The sequence below is a fragment of the Pseudoxanthomonas sp. P4_B2 genome, from assembly GCF_056402315.1.
Map to the genome: position 1 here is coordinate 114,302 of NZ_JBFUHQ010000003.1, position 24,619 is coordinate 138,920.

The 24,619-nt window shown below is 62.8% G+C and carries 21 protein-coding genes and 5 tRNA genes; 10 read left to right on the plus strand and 16 right to left on the minus strand.

Annotated elements, in window-relative coordinates:
• Positions 1–12: 12 nt before the first annotated feature.
• From lon to AC1DTQ_RS09270, 5 genes are all read right to left on the minus strand, one after another.
• Positions 13–2,445 carry an endopeptidase La gene (gene lon, locus AC1DTQ_RS09250; protein WP_477849264.1) on the minus strand — a complete coding sequence of 811 codons (2,433 nt, stop codon included), beginning with the start codon at positions 2,443–2,445 and terminating at the stop codon, positions 13–15.
• 133 nt (positions 2,446–2,578) lie between these two features.
• On the minus strand, positions 2,579–3,865 hold the full coding sequence (gene clpX / locus AC1DTQ_RS09255) for an ATP-dependent Clp protease ATP-binding subunit ClpX (protein ID WP_310094071.1): 1,287 nt from the start codon (positions 3,863–3,865) through the stop codon (positions 2,579–2,581).
• Between the two features lie 127 nt (positions 3,866–3,992).
• A complete protein-coding gene (gene clpP, locus AC1DTQ_RS09260; protein ID WP_093279689.1) occupies positions 3,993–4,622 on the minus strand; it encodes an ATP-dependent Clp endopeptidase proteolytic subunit ClpP in 630 nt (209 codons plus the stop codon).
• Between the two features lie 80 nt (positions 4,623–4,702).
• A complete protein-coding gene (tig, locus tag AC1DTQ_RS09265; protein WP_477849265.1) occupies positions 4,703–5,995 on the minus strand; it encodes a trigger factor in 1,293 nt (430 codons plus the stop codon).
• Between the two features lie 329 nt (positions 5,996–6,324).
• A tRNA-Leu gene (locus tag AC1DTQ_RS09270) sits at positions 6,325–6,407 on the minus strand.
• 178 nt (positions 6,408–6,585) lie between these two features.
• On the opposite strand from AC1DTQ_RS09270, the gene AC1DTQ_RS09275 reads away from it, so the two are divergent.
• Positions 6,586–6,849: a DUF2845 domain-containing protein gene (locus AC1DTQ_RS09275; RefSeq protein ID WP_477849266.1), complete on the plus strand. Its 264-nt coding sequence runs from the start codon at positions 6,586–6,588 to the stop codon at positions 6,847–6,849.
• A 230-nt stretch (positions 6,850–7,079) separates the two neighbouring features.
• Here the strand turns inward: AC1DTQ_RS09275 and AC1DTQ_RS09280 are convergent.
• The 4 genes from AC1DTQ_RS09280 to AC1DTQ_RS09295 all read right to left on the minus strand — a co-directional run bounded on the left by AC1DTQ_RS09280 (position 7,080) and on the right by AC1DTQ_RS09295 (position 7,561).
• Positions 7,080–7,155, minus strand: a tRNA-Lys gene (locus AC1DTQ_RS09280).
• Positions 7,156–7,219: 64 nt separating this feature from the next.
• Positions 7,220–7,296 (minus strand) — tRNA-His (locus tag AC1DTQ_RS09285).
• A gap of 34 nt (positions 7,297–7,330) precedes the next feature.
• Positions 7,331–7,407 (minus strand) — tRNA-Arg (locus AC1DTQ_RS09290).
• A 77-nt stretch (positions 7,408–7,484) separates the two neighbouring features.
• Positions 7,485–7,561, minus strand: a tRNA-Pro gene (locus AC1DTQ_RS09295).
• A gap of 180 nt (positions 7,562–7,741) precedes the next feature.
• Here AC1DTQ_RS09295 and AC1DTQ_RS09300 point away from each other — a divergent pair.
• Positions 7,742–8,512, plus strand: coding sequence for a Bax inhibitor-1/YccA family protein (locus AC1DTQ_RS09300; RefSeq protein WP_477849670.1), 771 nt, complete (start codon positions 7,742–7,744; stop codon positions 8,510–8,512).
• Between the two features lie 49 nt (positions 8,513–8,561).
• Here the strand turns inward: AC1DTQ_RS09300 and AC1DTQ_RS09305 are convergent, their stop codons facing one another.
• The 4 genes from AC1DTQ_RS09305 to grxC all read right to left on the minus strand — a co-directional run bounded on the left by AC1DTQ_RS09305 (position 8,562) and on the right by grxC (position 11,899).
• Positions 8,562–9,881 (minus strand): Na+/H+ antiporter NhaC family protein, encoded by a 1,320-nt coding sequence (locus tag AC1DTQ_RS09305; RefSeq protein WP_477849267.1) that lies wholly within the window; start codon positions 9,879–9,881, stop codon positions 8,562–8,564.
• Between the two features lie 156 nt (positions 9,882–10,037).
• Positions 10,038–11,045: an isocitrate dehydrogenase gene (locus AC1DTQ_RS09310; RefSeq protein ID WP_477849268.1), complete on the minus strand. Its 1,008-nt coding sequence runs from the start codon at positions 11,043–11,045 to the stop codon at positions 10,038–10,040.
• Positions 11,046–11,201: 156 nt separating this feature from the next.
• On the minus strand, positions 11,202–11,600 hold the full coding sequence (locus AC1DTQ_RS09315; RefSeq protein WP_477849269.1) for a carboxymuconolactone decarboxylase family protein: 399 nt from the start codon (positions 11,598–11,600) through the stop codon (positions 11,202–11,204).
• Positions 11,597–11,899 carry a glutaredoxin 3 gene (gene grxC, locus AC1DTQ_RS09320; protein WP_477849671.1) on the minus strand — a complete coding sequence of 101 codons (303 nt, stop codon included), beginning with the start codon at positions 11,897–11,899 and terminating at the stop codon, positions 11,597–11,599. Before grxC ends, AC1DTQ_RS09315 begins: the two co-directional genes overlap by 4 nt.
• 186 nt (positions 11,900–12,085) lie before the next feature.
• Between grxC and AC1DTQ_RS09325 the strand changes: the two genes are divergently transcribed.
• The 8 genes from AC1DTQ_RS09325 to AC1DTQ_RS09360 all read left to right on the plus strand — a co-directional run bounded on the left by AC1DTQ_RS09325 (position 12,086) and on the right by AC1DTQ_RS09360 (position 22,465).
• Positions 12,086–13,726 carry a M48 family metalloprotease gene (locus tag AC1DTQ_RS09325; protein WP_477849270.1) on the plus strand — a complete coding sequence of 547 codons (1,641 nt, stop codon included), beginning with the start codon at positions 12,086–12,088 and terminating at the stop codon, positions 13,724–13,726.
• Between the two features lie 145 nt (positions 13,727–13,871).
• The gene (gene phoB / locus AC1DTQ_RS09330; RefSeq protein ID WP_310094097.1) at positions 13,872–14,561 is read left to right on the plus strand and encodes a phosphate regulon transcriptional regulator PhoB; all 690 of its coding nucleotides are present in this window, start codon (positions 13,872–13,874) and stop codon (positions 14,559–14,561) included.
• Positions 14,562–14,639: 78 nt separating this feature from the next.
• Positions 14,640–15,977 carry a phosphate regulon sensor histidine kinase PhoR gene (gene phoR / locus AC1DTQ_RS09335; RefSeq protein WP_477849272.1) on the plus strand — a complete coding sequence of 446 codons (1,338 nt, stop codon included), beginning with the start codon at positions 14,640–14,642 and terminating at the stop codon, positions 15,975–15,977.
• A complete protein-coding gene (gene ppk1 / locus AC1DTQ_RS09340) occupies positions 15,974–18,070 on the plus strand; it encodes a polyphosphate kinase 1 (protein ID WP_477849274.1) in 2,097 nt (698 codons plus the stop codon). Before phoR ends, ppk1 begins: the two co-directional genes overlap by 4 nt.
• Positions 18,071–18,107: 37 nt before the next feature.
• Complete coding sequence (gene ppx, locus AC1DTQ_RS09345) at positions 18,108–19,637, plus strand: exopolyphosphatase (RefSeq protein ID WP_477849275.1); 1,530 nt, start codon at positions 18,108–18,110, stop codon at positions 19,635–19,637.
• Between the two features lie 3 nt (positions 19,638–19,640).
• Entirely contained in the window at positions 19,641–20,585 is a 945-nt protein-coding gene (locus AC1DTQ_RS09350; RefSeq protein ID WP_477849277.1) for an aldo/keto reductase, read from the plus strand.
• Positions 20,586–20,787: 202 nt separating this feature from the next.
• The gene (locus tag AC1DTQ_RS09355; protein ID WP_477849278.1) at positions 20,788–21,930 is read left to right on the plus strand and encodes a glycosyltransferase family 4 protein; all 1,143 of its coding nucleotides are present in this window, start codon (positions 20,788–20,790) and stop codon (positions 21,928–21,930) included.
• The gene (locus AC1DTQ_RS09360) at positions 21,908–22,465 is read left to right on the plus strand and encodes a phosphatase PAP2 family protein (RefSeq protein ID WP_477849280.1); all 558 of its coding nucleotides are present in this window, start codon (positions 21,908–21,910) and stop codon (positions 22,463–22,465) included. Before AC1DTQ_RS09355 ends, AC1DTQ_RS09360 begins: the two co-directional genes overlap by 23 nt.
• Before the next feature lie 77 nt (positions 22,466–22,542).
• Here AC1DTQ_RS09360 and AC1DTQ_RS09365 read toward each other — a convergent pair whose 3' ends face one another.
• The 3 genes from AC1DTQ_RS09365 to AC1DTQ_RS09375 all read right to left on the minus strand — a co-directional run bounded on the left by AC1DTQ_RS09365 (position 22,543) and on the right by AC1DTQ_RS09375 (position 24,617).
• Positions 22,543–23,427 carry a carbon-nitrogen hydrolase family protein gene (locus AC1DTQ_RS09365; protein WP_477849281.1) on the minus strand — a complete coding sequence of 295 codons (885 nt, stop codon included), beginning with the start codon at positions 23,425–23,427 and terminating at the stop codon, positions 22,543–22,545.
• Positions 23,424–24,029: a GNAT family N-acetyltransferase gene (locus AC1DTQ_RS09370; protein WP_477849282.1), complete on the minus strand. Its 606-nt coding sequence runs from the start codon at positions 24,027–24,029 to the stop codon at positions 23,424–23,426. Before AC1DTQ_RS09370 ends, AC1DTQ_RS09365 begins: the two co-directional genes overlap by 4 nt.
• Before the next feature lie 138 nt (positions 24,030–24,167).
• Positions 24,168–24,617 carry a hypothetical protein gene (locus tag AC1DTQ_RS09375; protein ID WP_477849283.1) on the minus strand — a complete coding sequence of 150 codons (450 nt, stop codon included), beginning with the start codon at positions 24,615–24,617 and terminating at the stop codon, positions 24,168–24,170.
• Between the last annotated feature and the right edge of the window lie 2 nt (positions 24,618–24,619).

The following is a 24,619-nucleotide window of genomic DNA, read 5'->3' on the forward strand; positions in this document are numbered from 1 at the left end:
ATTATCACCCGATCAATGCTTGACGTCGGGCTGCACAGGCGCCTTTCCGGAATCCCGCACGGGCAGCTTCTCGCCACCGCCGGACGCCGCCGCCGGGGTCGGCGGACGCTCGAGCGCCAGATCCAGCACCTCGTCGATCCAACGCACCGGCACGATCTTCATGCCCTGGGTGACGTTTGCCGGGATGTCGGCGAGATCCTTGCGGTTCTCCTCCGGGATGATCACGGTGGTGATACCGCCACGTATCGCCGCCAGCAACTTCTCCTTCAGTCCGCCGATCGCGGACACACGTCCGCGCAAGGTGATTTCGCCGGTCATCGCCACGTTGGCGCGCACCGGATTCTTGGTCAGCGTAGAGACCAATGCGGTGGCCATCGCGATGCCCGCGCTGGGGCCGTCCTTGGGTGTAGCGCCATCGGGAACGTGCAGATGTACGTCCTGCTTCTGCAGGAAATCGGTGTCGATGCCGAGGCTTTCCGCACGCGAACGCACTACCGACAGCGCGGCCGAGGCGGATTCCTTCATCACGTCGCCCAACTGACCGGTCAGGGTCAGGCCGCCCTTGCCGGGAACCAGGCTGACTTCGATCTGCAGCAGATCGCCGCCGACTTCAGTCCAGGCCAGGCCGGTGACCAGGCCGATCTCGTTCTGTTCCTCGGCGCGGCCGTAATCGAAGCGGCGCACGCCCTGGTATTTCTCCAGGTTCTTGGAAGTGACGCTGATCGCGGCGGTCTTCTTTTTCGCGGGCTTGGGGCCAGCCAACGCGATCTCCTTGACCACCTTGCGGCAGATCTTGGCGATCTCGCGCTCCAGATTGCGCACGCCGGATTCGCGCGTGTAGTAGCGCACGATGTCGCGGATCGCGCCCTCGGCGATCTTCAGTTCCTCGGGCTTCAGACCGTTGGCCTTCAGTTGCTTCGGGATCAGATAGCGCTCCGCGATGTTGAGTTTTTCTTCCTCGGTATAGCCGGGGATGCGGATCACCTCCATGCGGTCCAGCAATGGACCGGGAATGTTGAGCGAATTGGCGGTCGCAACGAACATGACTTCGGACAGATCGAGATCCACTTCCAGGTAATGGTCGTTGAAGGCGCTGTTCTGTTCCGGATCCAGCACTTCGAGCAGGGCCGAAGACGGGTCGCCGCGGAAATCCATCGACATCTTGTCGATCTCGTCCAGCACGAACAACGGATTCTTGGTTCCGGTCTTGTTGAGGTTCTGTACGATGCGGCCCGGCATGGAACCGACATAAGTGCGGCGATGGCCACGGATCTCGGCTTCGTCGCGCACGCCGCCCAGCGACATGCGCACGAACTTGCGGTTGGTGGCCTTGGCGATGCTCTGCCCCAACGAAGTCTTACCCACGCCCGGCGGGCCGACTAGGCACAGGATCGGGCCGCGCATCTGCTTCACGCGCGTCTGCACCGCGAGATATTCCAGGATGCGTTCCTTCACCTTCTCCAGGCCGTAGTGGTCGGTGTCCAGCGTGTCCTGCGCGACCTTGAGATCCTTGCGTACCTTGCTGCGCTTCTTCCACGGCACACCCAGCAGCCAGTCCAGGTAGTTGCGCACTACCGCAGCTTCGGCCGACATCGGCGACATCTGCTTCAGCTTGTTGAGTTCGTTCTTGGCCTTGGTTTCCACCGCCTTGGGCATGCCGGCTTCGGCCACCTTGCGGGCCAGGTCTTCCAGTTCGTTGGGCGCATCGTCCAGCTCGCCCAGTTCCTTCTGGATGGCCTTCATCTGTTCGTTGAGGTAGTACTCGCGCTGGCTCTTCTCCATTTGCGACTTGACCCGACCGCGGATGCGCTTTTCCAGCTGCTGCACGTCGATCTCGCCGTCCACGAAACCGACCAGCAACTCCAGCCGATCGCCGACCTCGATGGTTTCCAGCAGGCGTTGCTTGTCGCTCAGGCGCACGCCCAGGTGCGCGGCGATGGTGTCGGCCAGACGGCTGGGCTCGTCGATGCCGGCCAGGGTCTGCAGCAGTTCGGGCGGCAACTTGCGGTTGGTCTTCACGTATTGCTCGAACAGGCTCATCAGCGAGCGCGCCACCGCTTCCACTTCGCGGCCTTCGCGCAGGTCGCTCGAATCGATTTCCTCGCCACGCCCGTACAGCGAACCGTCACGCTCGCTGACATCGCTGACGTTCACGCGCGCCGTGCCTTCCACCAGCACCTTGATGGTGCCGTCGGGAAGCTTCAGAAGTTGAAGCACCTGGGCCAGGGTGCCGATCGAATACATGTCGGCGGCCGTCGGGTCATCGGTCTCGGCGGATTTTTGCGCCAGCAGCAGGATGCGCTTGTCGGCTTCCATCGCCTGCTCCAGCGCGCGCATGGATTTGTCGCGGCCGACGAACAGCGGGATGACCATGTGCGGAAAGACCACGACGTCGCGCAGCGGCAACACCGGTAGGTCGAGAAGATGGGAATCGGAACGGGCCATGGGGGCTCCAGCAAAGGACGGACAAGGCGGCGCAAAGCACCATGGCCCCGTTATGGGGCCATCTGCCAAGGGATGCAAGTGGAAACCGGATAGTAGCGTCGGAAAGCCGTTGGGTTTCAACGGCTTGGGCGGCTTATTCGGCCGAGGCGACCTTGGGCTGCGCGGGCGCGTTCTGGTAGATCAGGTACGGTTCGGATTTGTGCTCGATGACCGATTCGTCCACCACCACCTTGCCCACGTTTTCGAGAGAAGGCAGGTCGTACATGGTATCCAGCAGTACCGATTCGACGATGGTGCGCAGACCGCGCGCGCCGGTCTTGCGCTTGAGCGCCTTGCGGGCGATCGCCGACAACGCATCGGGACGGAACTCCAGTTCCACGCCTTCCATGTCGAACAGTTTCTTGAACTGCTTGGTGATGGCGTTCTTGGGTTCGGTCAGGATTTTGATCAGGGCCGGCTCGTCCAGCTCTTCCAGGGTCGCTACCACCGGCAGGCGGCCGACGAACTCGGGAATCAGGCCGAACTTGATCAGGTCTTCCGGCTCCACTTCCGACAGCACCTTGCCCATCTCGGCCTTGCGCTCGGAACTCTTGATCTTGGAACCGAAACCGATGCCGCTGGCTTCGGTCGAACGCTGCTGGATGATCTTATCCAGGCCGGCGAACGCGCCGCCGCAAATGAACAGGATGTTCTTGGTGTCGACCTGCAGGAATTCCTGCTGCGGATGCTTGCGTCCGCCCTGCGGCGGCACGCTGGCCACGGTGCCTTCGATCAGCTTCAGCAGCGCCTGCTGCACGCCTTCGCCGGACACGTCGCGAGTGATGGACGGGTTCTCGCTCTTGCGCGAAATCTTGTCGATTTCGTCGATGTAGACGATGCCCTGCTGTGCCTTCTCGACGTCGTAGTCGCACTTCTGCAGCAGCTTCTGGATGATGTTCTCCACGTCCTCGCCCACATAACCGGCTTCGGTCAGGGTGGTGGCATCGGCAATCGTGAACGGCACATTGAGCAACCGAGCCAGAGTTTCGGCCAGCAGGGTCTTGCCCGAACCGGTGGGACCGGCTAGCAGGATATTGGACTTGGCCAGCTCGACCTCGTCGTTCTTGCTGCGGCTCTCGATGCGCTTGTAATGGTTGTACACGGCCACGGCGAGGGTGCGCTTGGCGCGCTGCTGGCCGATCACATACTGGTCCAGGACTTCCAAAATCTCGCGCGGCTTGGGCAGGCTGCTGCGTGCGGACTGGGCCTTTTCCTCGAGTTCCTCGCGGATGATGTCGTTGCACAGCTCCACGCATTCATCGCAGATGAACACGCTCGGGCCCGCAATCAGCTTGCGGACTTCGTGCTGGCTTTTGCCGCAGAACGAACAGTAAAGGATCTTGTTGCTGTCGCCGGAACGGCTTTGCCGGTCTTCGCTCATGCTTCGGTTGTCCAGTCACCCGACCCGTCGAGCGGGTGTTCGGTTTGAGAATAGCAGTTCCGGCCGCGCGATGGGCGCACGGGCCAGAAACAGGTTGTAAACGTTATTTCCCGAGGCTCGCTGCCGATCAGCCAGCCTGGATGGAGTCTTCCGGACGGCGTTCCAGAACCTGGTCGACCAGCCCGTACGCCACCGCATCGGCCGCGCTCTTGAAATTGTCGCGTTCGGTGTCTCGAGCGATGGTTTCCAGCGACTGCCCGGTGTGCTTGGCCATGATCTCGTTCAGGCGGGCGCGCATCGCGAGGATCTCGCGGGCCTGGATGTCGATATCGGTGGCCTGCCCCTGGGAACCGCCGGAGGGTTGGTGGATCATCACGCGGGAGTTGGGCAGCGCGTAACGCTTGCCCGCCGCGCCTGCCGACAACAGCAATGCGCCCATGCTGCAGGCCTGACCGACACAGATGGTGCTCACGTCGGGCTTGATGTACTGCATGGTGTCGTAGATCGCCATGCCGGCAGTGACCACGCCACCGGGCGAGTTGATGTAGAAGCTGATGTCCTTTTCCGGGTTCTCAGCTTCCAGGAACAACATCTGGGCGACGATGACGTTGGAAACATGATCGTCTACGCCGCCGACCAGGAAGATCACGCGTTCCTTCAGCAGGCGCGAGTAGATGTCGTAGGCCCGCTCGCCGCGGCTGGTCTGTTCGACCACCATCGGGACCAGGTTCAGGGCTTGGGGCTGGATGAGGCTCATGTTCGGTTTCAACCTGGTTGAGGGTGGGAACGCCCGGACGAGGGCATCCGGGCACTGGCTGCCAGCACTGGGCGTGCTACTTACTGGCGTATGGCTTCCTGGAAAGACAGCGCCTGCTCGGTGTGCTGGGCGCGCTCGGCGATCCAGTCGATCACCTGCTCTTCCATCACACGATTCTGCAGTCCACTCATCAACTGGGGGTCGTTGCGGTACAACTCAATGACCTGTTCCGGTTCTTCGTAGGTCGAGGCGATCAGTCGCAGCGTCTCGTTCAGGCGCTTGGGATCCAGGCGCAGCTGGTTGCTGCGCGCGACCTCGCCGACCAGCAGGCCGACCAGAACCCGCTTACGAGCGGCATCCTTGAAGCCTTCATGCGCATCGGCCGGGACCTGCACGTTCTGGCCGTTGCGCTGGGCCTGCTCAACAGTCTGCTGGAGCATGGCGCGGGCTTCGCTCTCGACCAGGCGGGGCGGCATTTCCACGTGCGCATAGGCGGCGATCAGCTGTTCGCCCACTTCGCGGCGCAGACGCGTCATCAGCGCGCCCTTGAGCTCGCGTTCCAGGTTGGTTCGGATATCGGAGCGAAAACGCTCCAGGTCGCCACCCTTAACGCCGAAGCTCTTGACGAACTCCTTGTCCACTTCCGGCATCACCGATTCGGAAACCTCGGTGACCTTCAGATAGACCTGCACCTGGCGGCCGGCCAGCTGCGGTACCCGCCAGTCCGCTGGGAAATTGACCGTGATGTCCTTTTCCTCGCCCTTGGACATGCCCACCAGCGCATTCTCGATCTCGCTATACATCACGCCCGAGCCGATCAGGGTGGCTCCCTTCTCGATCCCTTCCGCCGGCAGGCGCTCTTCGCCGGCCTGCGACCAGGTCTCCAGAGCCACGCGATCGCCCTGCTGGGCCGCACGCGGCACCGGCTGAAAGGTACGGCGCTGCAGACGAAGGTTTTCAATCATTTGGTCGATGTCGGCATCGGTGACTTCGGCCGTGTGCCGGGTCACCGCAAGCTTGGACATGTCGACATCGCCGAAATCGGGTACCACCTCGAAGGTGGCGATCCATTCCAGCTCACCGGCGCCGGCCGGTTCCAGGCGCGGATTGCCGGCCAACTGCAGGGCCTGCTCACGCACGGCCGAGTCGAAGGTTTCACGCAAAAGGCCGTTCAGCGCCTCGTTGCGGACCTGCTGGCCGTAGCGCTGCTCGATCACCTTCTGCGGCACCTTGCCGGGGCGGAAGCCCTTGATGCGCGCGGTGCGGGCCAGCTCGCGCAGGCGGCCGCCGATATGGGTATCCAGGCGCTCGGCCGGAAGGGTGAAACTCATGCGGCGCTCGAGGTTACCGAGCGATTCGACCGAAACTTGCATATCCACTGACTCCTGGGCCACGGAAACGTCCGCGACGCGATGTTGATGATCTGGTTGGCGGGTAGCGCAGTCGCGGGACTGGCGCGGCACCGGCGCAACGCAATAGTTTCGCCGATTACGTGGCCGGCTGCCAGCAAAAGGCCGCAGAAGGGGCTCGCCAGGTCGGCGATGCGGGTTTTTGACCAGGCATCGCTGGGTGCTTCTCTGGTGCGGCCTGGGAAAAAGCAGCAATTCCGGGCACTTGATCGAGAAAACAGCCCGTTACCAAACATAGCTACGCGCCGCGGCGCGCTCTGTTATTGCTGCCCTGTCAGTTGTCCGGGGCGCGGTGCGAAAGGCGGGACTCGAACCCGCACGGGGGTTACCCGTCAGAACCTAAATCTGGTGCGTCTACCAATTCCGCCACTTTCGCTGGTCCGCGGCCCATTGTATCCATGCACCGGGCTGGCCACAAAAAAAGCTCCTGGTGGGCCGGGCGCTTCATAATTTGGTGGGCTGCGAAGGACTTACCAATGAGCCTGCGTTAGCCCCGCTTGAAGACATGAACCGGCAGGGCTAGAGTGCCGATAAATCCAACGGACGGTGACCTCATGCGCGCAGCAATCTTCAGCTTTTTCCTCCTCCTGTCAGCGCCCGCCTTGGCGGACACTTATGCCTTTGGCAGCCGCCTTGTTGTCACCGGCGACGGCGCCGGCAAAGTGATGGAAGTCGCCGGCAAGCCCGATCGCATAGCCAATTTGGAAAACGAGCAGGGCGCCGTCTATGGCGAACGTTGGGACTACTACCTCAGCGGCAAGACAGTCTCTGTCTACCTGGTCGACGGCGTCGTCAAGAAAATCACCGAAGCCCGTTGAGGCGTAGGCACGGCGGTCAGAGCAGTTGCGCCTGGCTGCCGTCCCACCTTGATGACCAGTTCGCCGGCGGCGCCTTTCGACCGTCGACCATGTAACTGGTGGCCCACGTTTGACTGCTACGGCCACGAACCCCAGCTTGTGGAACCTGCAGTGTCTGCCGATTTTTCGGGAGCGTTTTCCGGAGGCAACAAAAAAGGCACCCTTTCAGATGCCTAAGTTGTTGTTTTATTTGGTGGGCTGTGAAGGATTCGAACCTTCGACCTATTGATTAAGAGTCAACTGCTCTACCAACTGAGCTAACAGCCCTGAAACTGTGGATATTGTAACAAGTCGCAGCGGCGTCAGGAACCCGCCGCGACCTTATTCGATATGGGGTGGAAGACGGGATTTGAACCCGCGACCCCCGGAATCACAATCCGGTGCTCTAACCAACTGAGCTACATCCACCATAAAAACGAAACATTAGTAAAACCTACCGCAATGGCGCGCCCGACAGGACTCGAACCTGTAACCGCCGGCTTAGAAGGCCGGTGCTCTATCCGGTTGAGCTACGGGCGCTCGGTCCGGGATTGTCGCATCCAGCCGGTGGACATCCTATCCAAAAGATCGGCCTATCCAAAGATCGGCACCTGAAGTGGTCGGGGTAGAGGGATTCGAACCCCCGACCCTCTGGTCCCAAACCAGATGCGCTACCAGACTGCGCTATACCCCGACTCGGGCCCCGCATCGCCGTGCAGGCCAACAAGGCCGCGTATTGTCGGAAGCTGCGCCCTCGCTGTCAAACCGGTGGGTGGGCAAACTCCCTGATTCCGTAACGATCATGCGCTGCGGTCATGAGCTATCCTCCTGCGCTTAGGGACGCAGGTCCGAAACGATGGAGCAGGCAAAGATGATACGCAGCGGCAATCCGGCACTGAAAGAATCCACCTTCCTTGACCTGGGCAGCGGCGCAGTGGTCTCACGCGACGCTGGCGCGATGACCCTGAACGGCACCGTCAACAAGACCGGCATCCTGCTGTTGCTGGCGGTGTTGACCGCGGCCTTCGCCTGGAGCCAATCCGTCACGGTGGGACCCGATGGTGTGCCCACAATCGCTCCCGGCGTGGTGGGCTACATGCTGGGCGGCGCGATCGGTGGCTTCATTCTCGCCCTGATCACGATCTTCAAGAAGGCCTGGTCGCCGGTGACCGCGCCGCTGTATGCGCTGGTGGAAGGCTTTTTTCTGGGCTCGATTTCGGCGATGTACGAACTGCGCTTCGACGGCATCGTCTTCCAGGCAGTGCTGTTGACCTTCGGCACGCTGTTCGCGCTGTTGATGGCTTACCGCAGCGGTCTGATCAAGGCGACCGAGAATTTCAAACTGGGCGTGGTCGCGGCAACCGGCGGGATCGCATTGGTCTATCTGGCCACGATCGTGCTGGGCTTCTTCAATATCAATATTCCGCTGATCCATGAATCGGGCATCGTCGGCATCGGCTTCAGCCTGTTCGTGATCGTGATCGCGGCGCTGAACCTGGTGCTGGACTTCGATTTCATCGAGAACGGCGTGGAACAGGGCGCACCGAAGTACATGGAGTGGTACGGCGCGTTCGGCCTGATGGTCACGCTGGTGTGGCTGTATCTTGAGTTCCTGCGCCTGCTGTCCAAGCTCAACTCGCGCTGAGGTTCACCGCTTCGATAAGTAGAAAAAGGGGCGCATTGCGCCCCTTTTTTTATGCGTCCACGGCCAAGGCTGCTTTGCGCCGGTGCGGCCACAGCATAAAGGCGATGGTCACCGCGACCAGAAACCAGCAGTAGTGCGCCTTGCCCACCAACGCCAACGGCGACAAGCCGGCCAGCGATGCCGCCAAGAGTATCTGGGCGCCATAAGGCAGGAGGCTCTGCACGCTGCATACGAAGATATCCAGCAGGCTTGCCGCGCGCGCTGGCGGCACATCGTGGCGTTCGGCGATATCGCGAGCGACGCTGCCGCTGATCAGAATAGCCACGGTGTTGTTGGCGGTGAACACGTCGGTGACTGAAGCCAATGCCGCGATGCTCCATTCACCCGTGCGCCGGCCATCGCTGCCGCGCGCGATGCGCGAAATAGCCCTGGCCAACCACGCCAAGCCGCCGCTGGCCTTGATCAGGGCACCCAAACCACCGATGAACAACGCCAGCAAGGTGATCTCCACCACGCTCTCGAAACCGACGTAGATGTCGGTGGAAAAGGCGGCGATCCCGTAGTCCTGTCCGCTGGCGTAGCCGAACAACCCGGCGACGATCAGGCCTATGCTCAGCACCAGCAGCACATCCAGGCCGATCACCGCCAACACCAGTACCAGCACATACGGCAGCACCAGCCACGGCGATGCCGACTGCTCGGCCTGGGCCGGCGAAGCGTCTCCGGCGAAGGTCAGCACCAGCACGGTCAATACCGCCGCCGGCAACGCTATCTTGAGGTTCTCGCGGAATTTTTCGCGCACGCTGCACCCTTGTGTGCGAGCGGCCGCAATGGCTGTGTCGGAGATCACCGAGAGATTGTCGCCGAAGGTGGCGCCGCCGATGACCGCGCCTATCACCAGCGCACGATCCAGTCCCGCTGCGTCGGAGACGCCCAGCGCGATCGGCGCGACCGCGGCGATCGTCCCCATCGATGTGCCGATCGCCAGGGATAGGAACCCGGCGATCAGGAACAGGCCTGGCAGAATCAGCGCAGGTGGCAGCGCCCCTACCCCCAGCGACACCACCGCGTCCACCGCGCCGATCTGCTTGGTGACCATGGCGAAGGCGCCTGCCAGCAGGAAGATCAGGCACATCAGAATGATGTTGGAATCGCCGATCCCGGCCAGCAACGTATCCATGGCCTTACCGCCACGGCGTTGGGCAATCAACATTCCCAGCGCGAGCGCCGGCAGGATCGCCACCGGCGCATGCAATTGATAGAACCCCATCGCATCGCCCTGTGCGGTGAAGTACAGGCCGGCGCCAAAGAAGATCAACAAGAAGAGCAGCAGCGGAGTCAGCGCTACGGCGCTGGGACGGACTTCCATGGAATCGCCGGACCTGTATGGGAGAACGCGATTGTCCGTTGCATCGATCGCGCCACAAAGCCCATGCCTGGGACAAGCGCAAACAAAAACGGGACGCCGAGCGTCCCGTTGTGATCTTGTTCGGTCGAACGTGCTTCGTCGAACGTATTCCGTCGATCAGATCCGGCTTGCGATCGCCTTGGCGAAAGACATCGTGTTGCCCTCGCCGCCCAGGTCCGGGGTCAGCGAATCCTTGGCTTCCAGGGTCGCCACGATCGCATTGCGCAGACGTTCGGCGTTCTGCGGTTGGCCGATATGGTCGAGCATCTGCGCGGCGCCGAGCAGTAGGGCGCAGGGGTTGGCGATGCCTTTGCCGGCGATGTCGGGCGCGGAGCCGTGCACCGCTTCGAAAATCGCCGCCTCGGTGCCGATATTGGCGCCCGGCGCCAGGCCCAGGCCGCCGACCAGGCCCGCGCACAGGTCCGAAATGATGTCGCCGAACAGGTTGGTGGTAACGATGATGTCGAACTGTTCGGGACGCATCACCAGCTGCATGCAGGTGTTGTCCACGATCATCTCGTTGCACTGGATCTCGGGATACAGCGCAGCGACTTCGCGCGCCACTTTCAGGAACAGGCCGGACGTGGATTTCAGGATGTTGGCCTTATGCACCACCGTGACCTTCTTGCGGCCGGTCTTGCGGGCCAGATCGAAGGCATAACGCACGATGCGTTCCGAGCCGGCGCGCGTGACCTTCTGGGTCAAGGTGGCGGTCATGCCGTCCTCGGACGTCATCTGGCCTTCGCCGATGTAGGCACCTTCGGTGTTTTCGCGCACGGTGATCAGATCCACGCCGGTCGGGAAGCGCGACTTCGTGTTCGGGAACGACTTGGCCGGACGCACGTTGGCGTAAAGATCGAAACGTTTGCGCAATTCCACGTTGATGGAGCTGAAACCCTCGCCCACCGGCGTGGTCAGCGGACTTTTCAGGGCGATGCGGTTCTTGCGGATGGAGTCCATGGTGGCCTGCGGCAGCAGCTCGCCATGCTTTTCCAGGGCGGCCAAGCCGGCATCGGCTTCCTCGTAGGCCAAGCCGACCTTCATGCTGTCGAGCACGTACAGGGCGGCGTCCATGATTTCCGGGCCGATGCCATCGCCGCGGATGACGGTGATCGTCTGGGTCATTGCGTTGGGGTTCCGAACAGGGGCGAGAGCGCTGCAGGTTGCCCAGCGCAGTCGCGGGAAGAAGGGATGCGCTAATTATGCCCGATCGGGGCTGTTGACCCCAAATGGAGATGGTCTTCCAGCTTTTCCTTCTCCCACCGGGAGAAGGAACAGCCTTTACCCGTGATCGTGTGCGGCAGGCGCCACCGCCCCGGCTTCCAACTGATCCAAGAAATCCACAGCCCGGCGCAAATGCGGGATGACGATGGAGCCGCCCACCACTAGCCCGACCGAGAAGGTTTCAAAGAACTCTTCGCGACTGACTCCGGCGTCCTTGCATTGGGCCACGTGGTAGCTGATGCAGTCGTCGCAACGCAGCACCATCGATGCCACCAAACCCAGTAATTCCTTGGTCTTCACGTCCAGCGCGCCGGCCTGGTAGGTCTGCGTATCGAGGGCGAAGAAACGGCGCACTACCTGATTGGGTTCGCCTAGGATGCGTTCGTTCATGCGCTGGCGGAACTGGGTGAATTCGGCCAAACGGTCGCCGCCCCGATTGTCCTCGCCGTCGCTCATGCGCGCTCTCCCGCCTGGCCGGCGAACAGGGGTTCGAGCTTGCCGGCGCGGTGCAGCGCGATCATGTCGTCGTAACCGCCCACGTGGGTTTCACCCACGAAGATCTGCGGCACGCTGGTGCGGTTGGCCTTGGCCACCATCTTCTGGCGCTGTTCGAAATCCAGGTCGACGCGGACCTCGGTCCAGATCTGCCCCTTGCTCTTGAGGAAGTTCTTCGCGGCCACGCAGTACGGACAAATGGCGGTGGTGTAGAGGGTGATTTCCGGGGCGCCGGCAACAACAGGATCAGTCACGGGAATTCTCGACAACAATCATGGTCGGAAGAATATGGTGGCATGCCGGGGCGTTACCATCCCGCAAACTGGAACGCTGCGGGCTGGAACGCTGCTGGCTGGCACGCTGTAAGTTAACCGCCTATTCACCCGGCTGCGCACCCCGCAGGTCATCCTGCGTCACGATTTCAATGGCTTTCCCTGGAGCAACGCTTGCGCCCTTCCCTGCTCGCCCTCGCTCTTACTCTGGCAATTGCGGCCCCTCTGGTCCGGGCGCAGGATTCCAAACTCCCGGATATCGGTTCTTCGGCCGGCGAACTGCTTACTCCGGCGCGCCAGGCCGAATACGGCGGCATGATGTTGCGCGAACTGCGCAACTACAATTATCTGCTGGAAGACCCGTTGTTGAACGAGTGGCTGCAGGACATGGGGGGTCGGCTGGGCGCCGACAGCGACCAGCCGCGTCAGCCTTTCACTTTCTTCATGCTCAAGGATCGGCAGATCAACGCGTTCGCCACCCTTGGCGGATACATCGGCGTCAATGCCGGCCTGATCCTCACTGCCGAGCGCGAAGACGAAGTGGCGGCCGTGATTTCCCACGAAATAGCCCACGTGACCCAACAACATGTCTTGCGTGGGGTGGAACGCGCGCAACGCGACCAGATTCCCATCCTGCTGGGCATGCTGGGGGCCATTGTGCTGGCCCAGTCGGCGGGCGGTAATTCCAGCGGCGACGCCTCGCAGGCGGCCATCGCCAGCGCAATGGGACTGATGGCGCAGCGGCAAATCGACTACACCCGCTCCAATGAAGCCGAAGCCGATCGTGTAGGCATTCGCACCCTGTCGCGTGCGGGCTACGACGTTGGCGCAATGGCGGGTTTCTTCGAGCGCATGTCCCAGGCCATGCGCGGCAACCGCGGCGGCGACCGCGAGCGCACCCCCGATTATCTGCAGACCCACCCGGTCACCACCACCCGCATCAGCGAAGCCCGCGAGCGGGCCGAGCAGATCACCCGGGAAACCACCATCCCGGTCACCACCTCCACCCCAGGTGGCACCCAATCCGAACGGATTCCGCGCAACCCGTCCTATGCCGCAGCGGGGACTTCGAACCCCCTGTTGCCCAGCTCGTTGCTGATGTCGATGGGGATTCTTTCCAAGGGCGGCAGCGGACAGTTCGACTGGGCCAAGGAACGGCTGCGGGTGCTTAGTGCGGACACCCCGAACCAGGCGATCGGAGAATACGAGCGCATACGCCAGAGCAGCGGCAAAGGCCTCAGCGACGCCCAGAAGTACGGCCTGGCCCTGGCCCGGCTGCGCGCCAACAGTCCGGCCGTCGCCGTCACCGAACTGGAGCCGCTGGTGGGCAAGTATCCCGGCAACCTATGGCTGGAGCTGGCCATGGGCCAGGCCGAATCGCGCAGCGGCCAGACCGAAGCGGCCAACCGGCGTTTCTCGGCGCTGCTGCGGCAATCGCCGGATAACCGTGCAGTCGCGCTGAGCTACGCCCAGGTTTTGAATGAGCAAGGCAGCCGCGAGTCGGGGCTAAGCGCCCAGGCCGTGCTGCGGCCCTTGCAGGGCGGCTCGGCTGACGATCCGGTGTTCCAGCAGGACCTGGCCCGTGCCAACGAACTGGCCGGCGACCTGTCCCGCGCCGGCGAAGCCTACGCCGAGGCGGCCTTTCTGAATGGCCGCCCCGAACAAGCTCTGGTTCAGCTGCAGAACCTGAAAAGGCGCGAAGACCTGGATTATTACGCCCGTGCGCGCATCGACGCCCGCATCGCCACCATTACCCCGCAAGTCCTGGAACTGAGACGCCAGGGCATCCGCGATCCGGACGTTGATCGGCGCTGAAACCGCCCGCTGACACGGTTTTGTCACACCAGACCGCCGCATCCTTGGCCGGGCAGCCCCGGGTTGTCACTTGTCGGTCATAAAAACGTCGTCTACTTGCACGCCATGGCCCACAGTGCCACGGTAGCCGCAGGCAGGACACGACATGCAAAAGCACATCCTCATCGTCGACGACGAACCCGCCATCCGCGATATGGTCGCTTTCGCCTTGCGCAAGGGCGATTTCGAGCCCGTGCATGCCGGCGACGCGCGCGAAGCGCAGACCGCCATCGCCGACCGGGTTCCCGACCTGATCCTGCTGGACTGGATGCTGCCCGGTACCAGCGGCCTGGAACTGGCCCGGCGCTGGCGCAAGGATGCCCTGACCCGCGACGTGCCAATCATCATGCTGACCGCGCGCGGCGAGGAAAACGACCGTGTCGGCGGCCTCGAAGCCGGCGTGGACGATTACGTGGTCAAGCCTTTCTCGGCCCGCGAACTGCTGGCCCGCATCCGTGCGGTGATGCGCCGCTCGCGCGAGGACGATGAAGACGGCAGCATCGCCGTGGGCGGCTTGCGCATCGACGGCGCCGCGCACCGGGTGTTCGCCGGCGAGTCGCCGGTGCCGATCGGCCCGACCGAATACCGCCTGCTGCACTTCTTCATGACCCATCCCGAACGCGTCTACAGCCGTACCCAGTTGTTGGACCATGTATGGGGCGGCAGTGTGTACGTGGAGGAACGCACTGTGGACGTGCATATCCGTCGCCTGCGCAAGACGCTGGAGCCGCACGGGGTGGAGAACATGGTGCAGACGGTGCGCGGCTCGGGGTACCGGTTCTCGGCGTCGATCTAATGCGGTCGCTTCGCCGGAGGCCTCGCCGCCGCTCCGATTTCCGCCTGTCTGTCACAAGCCTCTGACACAATCCCTTCAATGCCTCAACACATCCGCTCCGCCTGGTTCAAGACGCTCGGCCAACTGGTCGCAGTGCTGGCGGCGGCCGCGCTGGTGGGCTGGCTGCTGGGTTATGTCTGGCCGGTAATCACGGTCGCGGCGTTGGGCGTGGTCGCCTGGCACTATTGGCGGCTGCGCACGGTGCTGTTGCGGCTGACCGCCCGGCAACGGATGGAACCGGTGCGTGGCGATGGCGTATGGAATGAACTGGATCGCCTGCTCTACCGCGGCCAGTCGGAAATGCGCACCCGCAAACGCAGATTGCTGGACATGCTGCGCGCTTATCGCGCCGCCGCCGCCGCCCTGCCCGACGCGGTTGTGGTGGTGGAACGCAACACCCAGCGCGTGCAGTGGTTCAACAAGGCGGCTACCACATTGCTAGGGTTGCAACATACCGATATGGGCACGCCCATCGGGGAACGCCTGCAACCGATGTCGCTATCGCATTGGCTGGCCGCTGGCCGCAATGCGGAGCCGATGCTGGACGCCGCTTCGCCGGTCGATCCCGACCTTCGCCTCAACCTGCGCCTGATCCCCTACTCGGACCAGTACTGGCTGCTGGTCGCGCGCGACGTCAGCAAGATGCTGCGGCTGGAACAGGTGCGTCAGGATTTCGTCGCCAACGTCTCGCACGAACTGCGCACGCCGTTGACCGTTATCCACGGTTATCTGGACATGCTGGACCCGACCGATTTCCCGGAATGGACACCGATCCTGGCGGAGATGCAACGGCAGTCGCAACGCATGACCCAGTTGGTGGAAGATCTGCTCACTCTGTCGCGGCTGGAAGCGCAAGACAGCCTGCCTGACGAAAGCGTGGCGATGGCGTCGATGCTGGCCACCCTGAAGCGCGAAGCCGAGGCGTTGAGCCATCACCGCCATACCCTGGTCGTGGTGGATGAGGCCGGCTGCGACCTTTGGGGATCCAACAAGGAGTTGCACAGCGCCTTCTCCAACCTGGTCAGCAACGCAGTGCGCTATACGCCGGTCGGAGGCACCATCACCCTGCGCTTCGCGCGCGAAGGCGACGGCGCGGTGCTGAGCGTGCGCGATACCGGCTACGGCATCCCGCAATCGCACCTGCCGCGCATCACCGAACGCTTCTACCGCGTCTCGACCAGCCGTTCGCGCGAAAGCGGCGGCACCGGCCTGGGCTTGTCCATCGTCAAGCATGTGCTGAACCTGCACCAGGCGAGGCTCGAGATAGCGAGCGAAGTCGGCCAGGGGAGCACCTTCTCCATCCATTTCAACGCCGAGCGCGTACATCCGCGCGATCCCGCTTCGGTCCATCCCCCTTCCCAGAGCCAGACCGCATGACTGCCGCCTTCCCCAGCCTGCCTGCCATCGACGCTCCCACCGAAGGCGATCCGCTGCGCGATCCGGCGCTGTATCTCAACCGCGAGCTGTCGCAGCTGGATTTCAATTTCCGCGTGCTGGCGCAAGCGCTGGACCCGCAAGTGCCGTTGCTGGAACGGCTGCGCTTTCTGTGCATCTCCTGCACCAACCTGGACGAATTCTTCGAGATCCGCGCCGCGACCGTGCGCCATGCGATGGATTTCGGCCTGCCCGCCGCGGCCGACGGCATGAGCCCAGCGACCATCCTCAACAAGATCCACGACCGCGCCGCCAAGTTGGTCGATGCGCAGTACAAATGCTGGAACGAGGTGATCCGACCTTCGCTCAACGAAGCGGGCGTCCGCGTATTGGGACGCGATTCTTGGAACGCCCGGCAGACGCGCTGGCTGCGCGCTTATTTCCGCGACGAAATCATGCCGGTGTTGTCACCGCTAGGCCTGGACCCGTCGCATCCGTTCCCGAAGATCCTCAACAAGTCGCTGAACATCGTGGTGGTGCTGAAGGGCAAGGATGCGTTCGGACGTGCCGGCCATCTGGCCATCGTGCGGGCGCCGCGTTCGCTGCCCCGCATCATCCATCTGCCGCAACGCGTATCCGGCGGCGAACACGATTTCGTGCTGCTTTCCTCGGTGCTGTCGGCGTTCGCCGACGAGATGTTCCCGGGCATGGAAGTCAAAGGCGCCTATCAGTTCCGGGTGACCCGCAATTCCGAACTGGTGGTGGACGAAGCCGAAGTCGAGAATCTGGCGTTGGCCCTGCGCGATGAGCTGATCGGACGCGGCTACAACCCGGCCGTGCGACTGGAAATCGCAAAGGATTGTCCCAAGCCGATCATGCGAACCCTGCTGCAGAATTTCGATCTGCCGGAGAACGCGGTCTACCTGATCGACGGACCGGTCAATCTCAATCGCGTCACCCAGGTCTACGACCTGGTGGCCAGGCCGGAGCTGAAATATCCCAGCTTCAACCCGCGCACGCTGCGTGGCCAGGATTCGATGTTCGAGATCGTCGACGACGGCGACGTGCTGATGCACCACCCCTTCGACGCGTTCACGCCGGTGCTGGAACTGATACGCCAGGCGGCCACCGACCCGCAGGTGCTGGCGATCAAGCAGACCCTGTACCGCACCGGCAAGGATTCGGCGATCGTCGACGCGCTGGTCCTGGCCGCGCGTAACGGCAAGGACGTCACCGTGGTGGTGGAACTGCGCGCGCGCTTCGACGAGGACGCCAACCTGGGCGTGGCCGATCGATTACAGGAAGCCGGCGTACAAGTGGTCTATGGCGTGGTCGGTTTCAAGACCCACGGCAAGATGCTGCTGATCGTGCGCCGCGAGGGCCGCAAGCTGCGCCGCTACGTGCACCTGGGCACCGGCAACTACCACAGCGGAACCGCGCGCGCGTACACCGATCTGGGACTGATCACCACCGATCCCGACATAGGCAACGACGTGCACCTGCTGTTCCAGCAATTGTCTGGACTCGCGCCTTCCACCAAGCTCAAGCGTCTGCTGCAATCGCCCTTCACCCTGCACCCGGGCCTGATCAAGAAGATCGAGCGCGAAGCCAAGCTCGCGCGGGCTGGAAAAGCGGGCCGCATCATCGTCAAGATCAACGCCATCAACGAGCCGCGCATCATCCGTGCGCTGTACGCCGCCTCGCAGGCCGGGGTCAGCATCGATCTGATCGTGCGTGGCGCCTGCGCGCTGCGACCGGGAGTGCTGGGAATTTCGGAAAACATCCGCGTGCGTTCCATCGTCGGCCGTTTCCTGGAGCACAGCCGCATCTACTGGTTCGGCAACGACGGCGAGCCCGAGCTATATTGCGCCAGCGCCGACTGGCTGGAGCGCAACCTGCTGCATCGCGTGGAAACCTGCTTCCCGATCCTGGACGAGGACCTGGCCGAACGCGTGTTCAAGGAAGCGCTGCAGAACTACCTGGACGACAACACCAACGCCTGGGTGCTGGATGCCGACGGCGAATACCGCAAATTGTCGCCGGCCGAAGGCGAGGCGCCGTATTCGGCGCAGGCGACATTGCTATCGAAGGTCTGATGGCGGAAGACCGCAGGCGATAAGTTAATATTCGCGCATGCCTTTCCCTTCCTCCGCCGTCTCCCTACCTCTCAATGACGGCGACCAGCTCGCCGCAGTCGACATCGGCTCCAACAGCTTCCACATGGTGGTGGCGCGCTATACGCTGGGCCAGCTTCGCGTCGTAGACCGTCTGCGCGAGACCGTGCGCATGGCCGACGGGTTGGATGGCAAAGGCGGCATTTCCTCCGCTGCGCGCCAGCGCGGCCTGGAATGCCTGGCACGCTTTGGCCAACGGATCCGCGATATCCCCTCGCTGCGCGTGCGTGCGCTGGCCACCAACACAGTACGCCAGCTGTCATCGCCCCAGAGTTTCCTGGTGCCGGCGGAAACCGCACTGGGCCATGCGATCGAAGTGGTTTCCGGCCGCGAGGAAGCGCGCCTGATCTATCTGGGCGTGGCCCACGCGCAACCGCCGAAATCGGGCCAATTGCGGTTGGTCATCGATATCGGCGGCGGCTCCACCGAATTCATCATCGGCCGCGGTTTCGACCAGATCGAACGCGAAAGCCTGCAGGTAGGCTGCATCGCCAGCACGCGGCGTTTCTTCCCGGGCGGAAAGATCTCCAAAAAGCGCTGGAAGGACGCGCTGACCGAGATCGGCGCCGAGTTCCAGCAGTTCGCAGGCCTGTATCGCGCATTAGGGTGGCAGGAGGCATTGGGCTCCTCCGGTACGCACAAGGCCATCGGCGAGATCTGCGCGGCGATGAAACTGACCAAGGGCGCGATCACCGCCGAAGCGCTGCCGCAGCTGCGCGACCGCCTGCTGCAGGCCGACAACATAGACAATATCCAACTTCCAGGCCTGTCCAATGACCGCAGGCCGATCATCGCCGGCGGGGTGCTGGTGCTGGAAGCCGCTTTCGAAGCGCTGGGCATACAACGTCTGATGGTCAGCAAGGCAGCTATGCGCGAAGGAATCCTCTACGACATGCTCGGCCGCGGCAGCGACAATGATCCACGCGATGCCTCGGTGGCTTCGCTGACCCAGCGCTACGGCATCGACGAAGTCCAGGCGGCGCGGGTGGAGGGCACGGCGATGCGTCTGTTCGAGCAAGTGGCGGAAAGCTGGGCGCTCGACGACGACGACGCGAGACAGCTGGGCTGGGCCGCGCGCCTGCATGAGATCGGCCTGGCGGTGGCGCACAGCCAATACCACGTGCATGGCGCGTACCTGATCGAGAACTCGGATATCGCCGGTTTTTCGCGACAGGAGCAGCAGGTGCTGGCCGCGCTGGTGCGCACCCATCGACGCGGCGTTCCGAAGGCGGCCTTCGAAGCGCTCCCCGATCGTCTGTTGCTCAGCGCGCGGCGCAAGGCCGCCTTGCTGCGCTTGTCCGTGTTGCTGCACCGGGCGCACGACGCGCAACCCATACCGAAACTCGAGGCCATCGGCAATGGAGATTCGCTGCAGTTGGTGATTTCGAAGAAGTGGATAGAAGCCCGCCCCCTGCTGCGCGCCGATCTGGTGAGCGAGCCGGAGGACATGGCCGGGCTGGGTGTAGCGTTCCGTCCTTTCGTGGACTGATGCATGCAGACCTGCCGCATCCCGCACTCGGATCTCGAGGTGTCCCGTATCGCCTACGGCTGCATGCACCTGAGTCGCGCCTGGGACGACGAACCGATCACCGCCAGCGAAATATCGGCGACGTTCGAGGTAGTGGAGGCCGCTCTGGAACAAGGCCTCACCCTTTTCGACCATGCCGATATCTATGCGCGCGGCAAATCGGAACTGTTGTTCGGCGAAGCCTTGCGCCAGTTGCCGGATCTGCGCGACCGTATCGTTCTGCAGTCCAAGTGCGGCATCCGCTTTGCGGACGATCCGCATCCCGGCGTTCCGGCGCGCTACGACTTCAGTCGAGAACACCTCCTGCGCTCGGTCGAAAGCATATTGCGACGCTTGCGCACGGAATATCTGGACATCCTGTTGCTGCATCGCCCCGATCCTCTCGCCGAACCGGCAGAAGTGGCCAGCGCATTCGATCAGCTGCAACGCAGCGGTAAGGTGCGCCATTTCGGTGTCAGCAATCACAGTGCCTCGCAGATATCGCTGTTGCGGAAATACGTGGACCAGCCGCTGGTGATCAACCAGATCGAGCTGAGCCTGCTGCACCACTATCCGATTTCCGAAACCATCCTGAGCAACCAGTCCGGCGTCCCCTATGCCGGCGCCACTGGTACGTTGGATTACTGCCGAGAACACGACATCCTGGTACAGGCATGGTCGCCCCTGGCGGGCGGTCGGCTTGCCGGGCCTGCCGCAACGCTGGCGGCGCGGTTGGCACAGGCCAAAGGCGTTACCACCGAAGCGGTCCTGCTCGCTTGGTTGTTGAAGCATCCCGCGCCGATCCAGCCGATCATCGGCACCACCCGCCCGGATCGTCTGGCCGATAGTTGCCGGGCCGACACGATCAGCCTTACTCGCGAAGAGTGGTATTCGCTGCTGGCCGCCGTGCGCGGCCATTCTGTTCCTTGAGAGCGACTACACCCGCTCGTAGTGAGCGTGTCGAACCACGCTTTTGAGCCATATCGAGACCGCACGCCCCTGTGGCGCCTGCCAAGAGCATGGCTCGACAAGCCCATCATGAACGGCTTTTCTTCAAGTCATCGCTCCGTAATCCGCTTGCAACATCCACTTCATGCGGGACCCCCAGCATGCGCAAAACGTGGAGTCACGCATGCGCTATGCCATCGTCACCGAAACGTACCCGCCCGAGATCAACGGTGTCGCCCTCACCGTGCAGGGTCTGGAACTGGGCTTGCGCGCGCGCGGCCATGAGGTACTGCTGGTGCGGCCGCGACAACAAGACGAGATTCGCGCCGGTTCCGATACCTTGCTGGTGCGCGGCGCCGGTTTGCCGCGCTATCCCGGGCTGAAGTTCGGCTTTCCCGCTACCAAAAGCCTGTGGGAGCTCTGGACCGCTTGTCCGCCGGATGCGATCTATGTGGCCACGGAAGGCCCTCTGGGCTGGTCGGCGTTGCGGGCTGCACGGAAACTCGGAATCCCAGCCGCGACGGGTTTCCACACCCGATTCGATCAATACATGCGCGACTACGGCATGCCATTCTTGGAAAGTACCGCCCTGCGCTGGATGCGGCGCTTCCACAACGGAGGCGATGCCACCCTAGTGCCGACCCGCGAACTGGCGGAGTTTCTGCAATCGCAGAATTTCAAACAGGTGGTCCGGTTGGCGCGTGCGGTGGACGCGGACCAGTTCAGCCCAGAGCGACGCGACGCCGCGCTGCGCCGATCCTGGGGCCTGGATGAGTCCGGATTGGCGGTGATCTATCTCGGAAGGATCGCGCCGGAAAAGAACCTGGATCTTGCGGTCCGCGCGTTCCGCGAACTCCAGCGCAGCCGGCCCGATGCCCGCTTCGTGTGGGTAGGCGATGGACCCGCGCGCGAAAAACTCGCTCAGGACCACCCGGACTTCATCTTCTGCGGCCTTCAACGCGGTGCCGAGGTCGCGCGCCATTTCGCCAGCGCCGATCTGTTCTTGTTTCCCAGCCATAGCGAGACCTTCGGCAACACCACACTCGAAGCGATGGCCAGCGGCATCGCTGCGGTAGCGTTCGACTACGGCGCGGCGCGCGAACATCTGCATCACGGGATCGATGGAATGGCCGTGGATAACGATGCGGACTTCATCGCCGCGGCGACGAAACTGGCCACCGACGATGTCCTGCGCCGGGCCATGGGCGAACGCGCGCGGCAATCGATGCAACGCCTGCATCCGGAACAGGTGTCTGCCGACTTCGACACCCTGCTCGCCGGTCTGGCAAATGCGAGGAGGCGACATGCGTCCGCTGCCGCTGCGTAAACCCATCCAGCTGCATGATATGGGTTGGTGCCTGCGCGCCAATCGCTGGGGCCAAGGAAACGGCATCCGCCGGTTCTTCGCCCTGATCAGCCGTCTGGGAGACGGCGTGTTCTGGTATCTGTTGATGGCTGCGCTGATCGCCTTCGACGGAATGGCGGGACTGGCCGCTTCCGCACACTTGGCCGTGACCGGGGTGATCGCGCTGGCCCTATACAAATTGCTGAAGCGGTGGACCCGGCGTCCGCGGCCTTTCGCTTCGGATGTGCGCATCCGCGCATGGGTGGCGCCGCTGGATGAATTCAGTTTTCCGTCCGGGCACACCTTGCATGCGGTGGCCTTCAGCATCGTAGCGATTGCGCACTACCCGGCACTGGCTTTCCTGCTGATTCCTTTCACCGTGTGCGTGGCAGTTTCGCGCGTGGTTCTGGGTTTGCACTACCCCAGCGACGTGCTGGCGGCATTCGGGATAGGTTCCCTGCTAGCTGCGATTTCTTTATGGACGATGCCGGCCATGAGCAACCTGCTTCTCCTGTAGGACTTGCGTAAGCTGCGACCAGAGATTTGCCGGGCTCATTTGGAGACCCAATGCCGCGGTCGCAGCTTACGCAGCTCCTACACGGGTTTGGATAGAGCCGCGCGCGCGATGCCGGGCGCCAGTTGCCCATTCCAATCACGATCGTTGGCAACCTGTGCGCGAACGCGACTGGCTTCCAGCGCCTCGAAATCCAGGTCCGCCATCGCCCAAACCTGATCCCCGTGGGTCTGCACCACGATACCGTCGGCAGGCAAGCCAACATCCATCGGCGCATAGATCGCCGCCTCGCCGGTATTGGTGTCCAGCGCGGGACTCCACGCAGCTCCGCCCGTGGTCACCGACTGGGCAACGAACATGCGATTCTCCAACGCCCGCGCCAGACAGCCTATGCGCACGCGGGTAGCACCGGCTTCGGTATCGGTACAACTGGGCACCAGCAACAGGCGCGCGCCGCTTTCGTATTGCGCGCGTACCGGCAGCGGAAATTCGGCGTCGTAGCAGACCGAGATACCCGCACGCACGCCTTGTGCTTCGAAGACCTTCAAGCCATCCCCGGCTTCGATCACGCCCGTGGATTTCTCGAAACCGGTCAGTTGCAGTTTGTCCTGCCATCCGTGCGCGCCGTCTGGCGTGAACCAGTCGCTGCGGTTGCGGTAACGGTCTTGCCCGTGCGCTAGCAAGAAACTGCCGGCGACCAAATTCAGGCGGTGCTCGCGCGCCAATCGCGAGTACAGCTCGAGCCACTGCGGCCGGTATTGCTGGATCGTCGAGAGCGAGGCGATTAGTTCAGCGCTGATTGCGGCGTCGAAGGTGGCCGCTAGCTCCAGCGACAGGTATTCGGGCAATACCGCGATCGTCGCACCGGCTTGCGCCGCTTCTGCGACCAGCTGCGCCTGTTTGTCCGAAAATTCCGTGAAATCGCGCGGCGCGCCGACAGGATATTTAGCGACAGCGACTTTCATGCAGTCTGCTCCAGTTCGCGCAACCAGAAGGTCAGTGGATGGACGACGTCGCCTTGATCGACTTCCTTCCATGGCAAGTACGTGGTCATGCCAACACTGCGCCGATAACCACGCTTGTGCCAAAACGCATCGTTGGGCCGGTACTCCGGCGGACCACGCGGATCGTCATCCTCTCGATCCACCGAACAGAAAGCGGTCCACCTAAACCCTCCCAGCGCACGTGCATACGCCTCACGTCGATCGAAGAAGGCGTGACCTATGCCGCGTCCGCGATACTCGGGGAGCAGCACGGATTCGCCGAAATAGAAAACCGATTCGACCGGCATTCCGTGCTCCAGAAAAGGCTTATGGAACTCAGGTATGTCGTCGGCTAGCGGCAATCCAGTCGAGGCCCCGACCACCTCGCCATCATCGAATGCGAGCACGAAGAGGCTGTCCTTCGATCGCGCATAGGCCGCTAGGTATACGCGCTCGGACTCGAAACTCCCTTCGTATAAATAAGGCCAGGCACGGAACACACCGATGCGCAGACGGGCGACGTCGTCCAATCTGGCCGAGATCTCTGGGCCGCGAAAAAGGCCGATGGTGTGCGGAGAGTCCATTCCCGGACTCTACCGCACGCCACCGGCCGGGGCGAGATTCCCGGAATCGTAGGAACGACGTAAGTCGCGAAGGGTTTCCACGGCAATCCTTCGCGACTTACGTCGCTCCTACGACCCTCCAAGCCGGCCTTCGTGCACTTAGTCGCGCCAGACATAAGCCAGAAGGCGTACGCTTGGAAGTACCACCAGCAGCGCCTTGCCATCTGTTTTGGTCGTGAAGAACAGCTGTAACCACCCATCGCGGGAATCAGGCGCTTGCTCGGCGCGATTTGGCGAGATCGCCGATACCCACTGCGCCGGGAGGCGAGCGGCCCTCCATTCTTTGTAGGCAAAGGGAGCGCACCGGCGGCCAAGGCCTTCCCTGGCCCGCATCGCTTCCTTGAGGTACGTCAGCGGCTGATTCCCCATCGCATCGATCATCTCCGCGGATATCCGGAACAACACCGCGCCGGTCGATTTCCGTCGTAGCGGGAACAGCATCGCCGCCAACTCATTCTGTCCCGCGTCTTCCAAAAGCACGCCGGAGGTCTTGATGACCTCCGGCAGTACCCGGGCGGCCCGACGATGCAAGGTCTGCACGTTGAGCATGG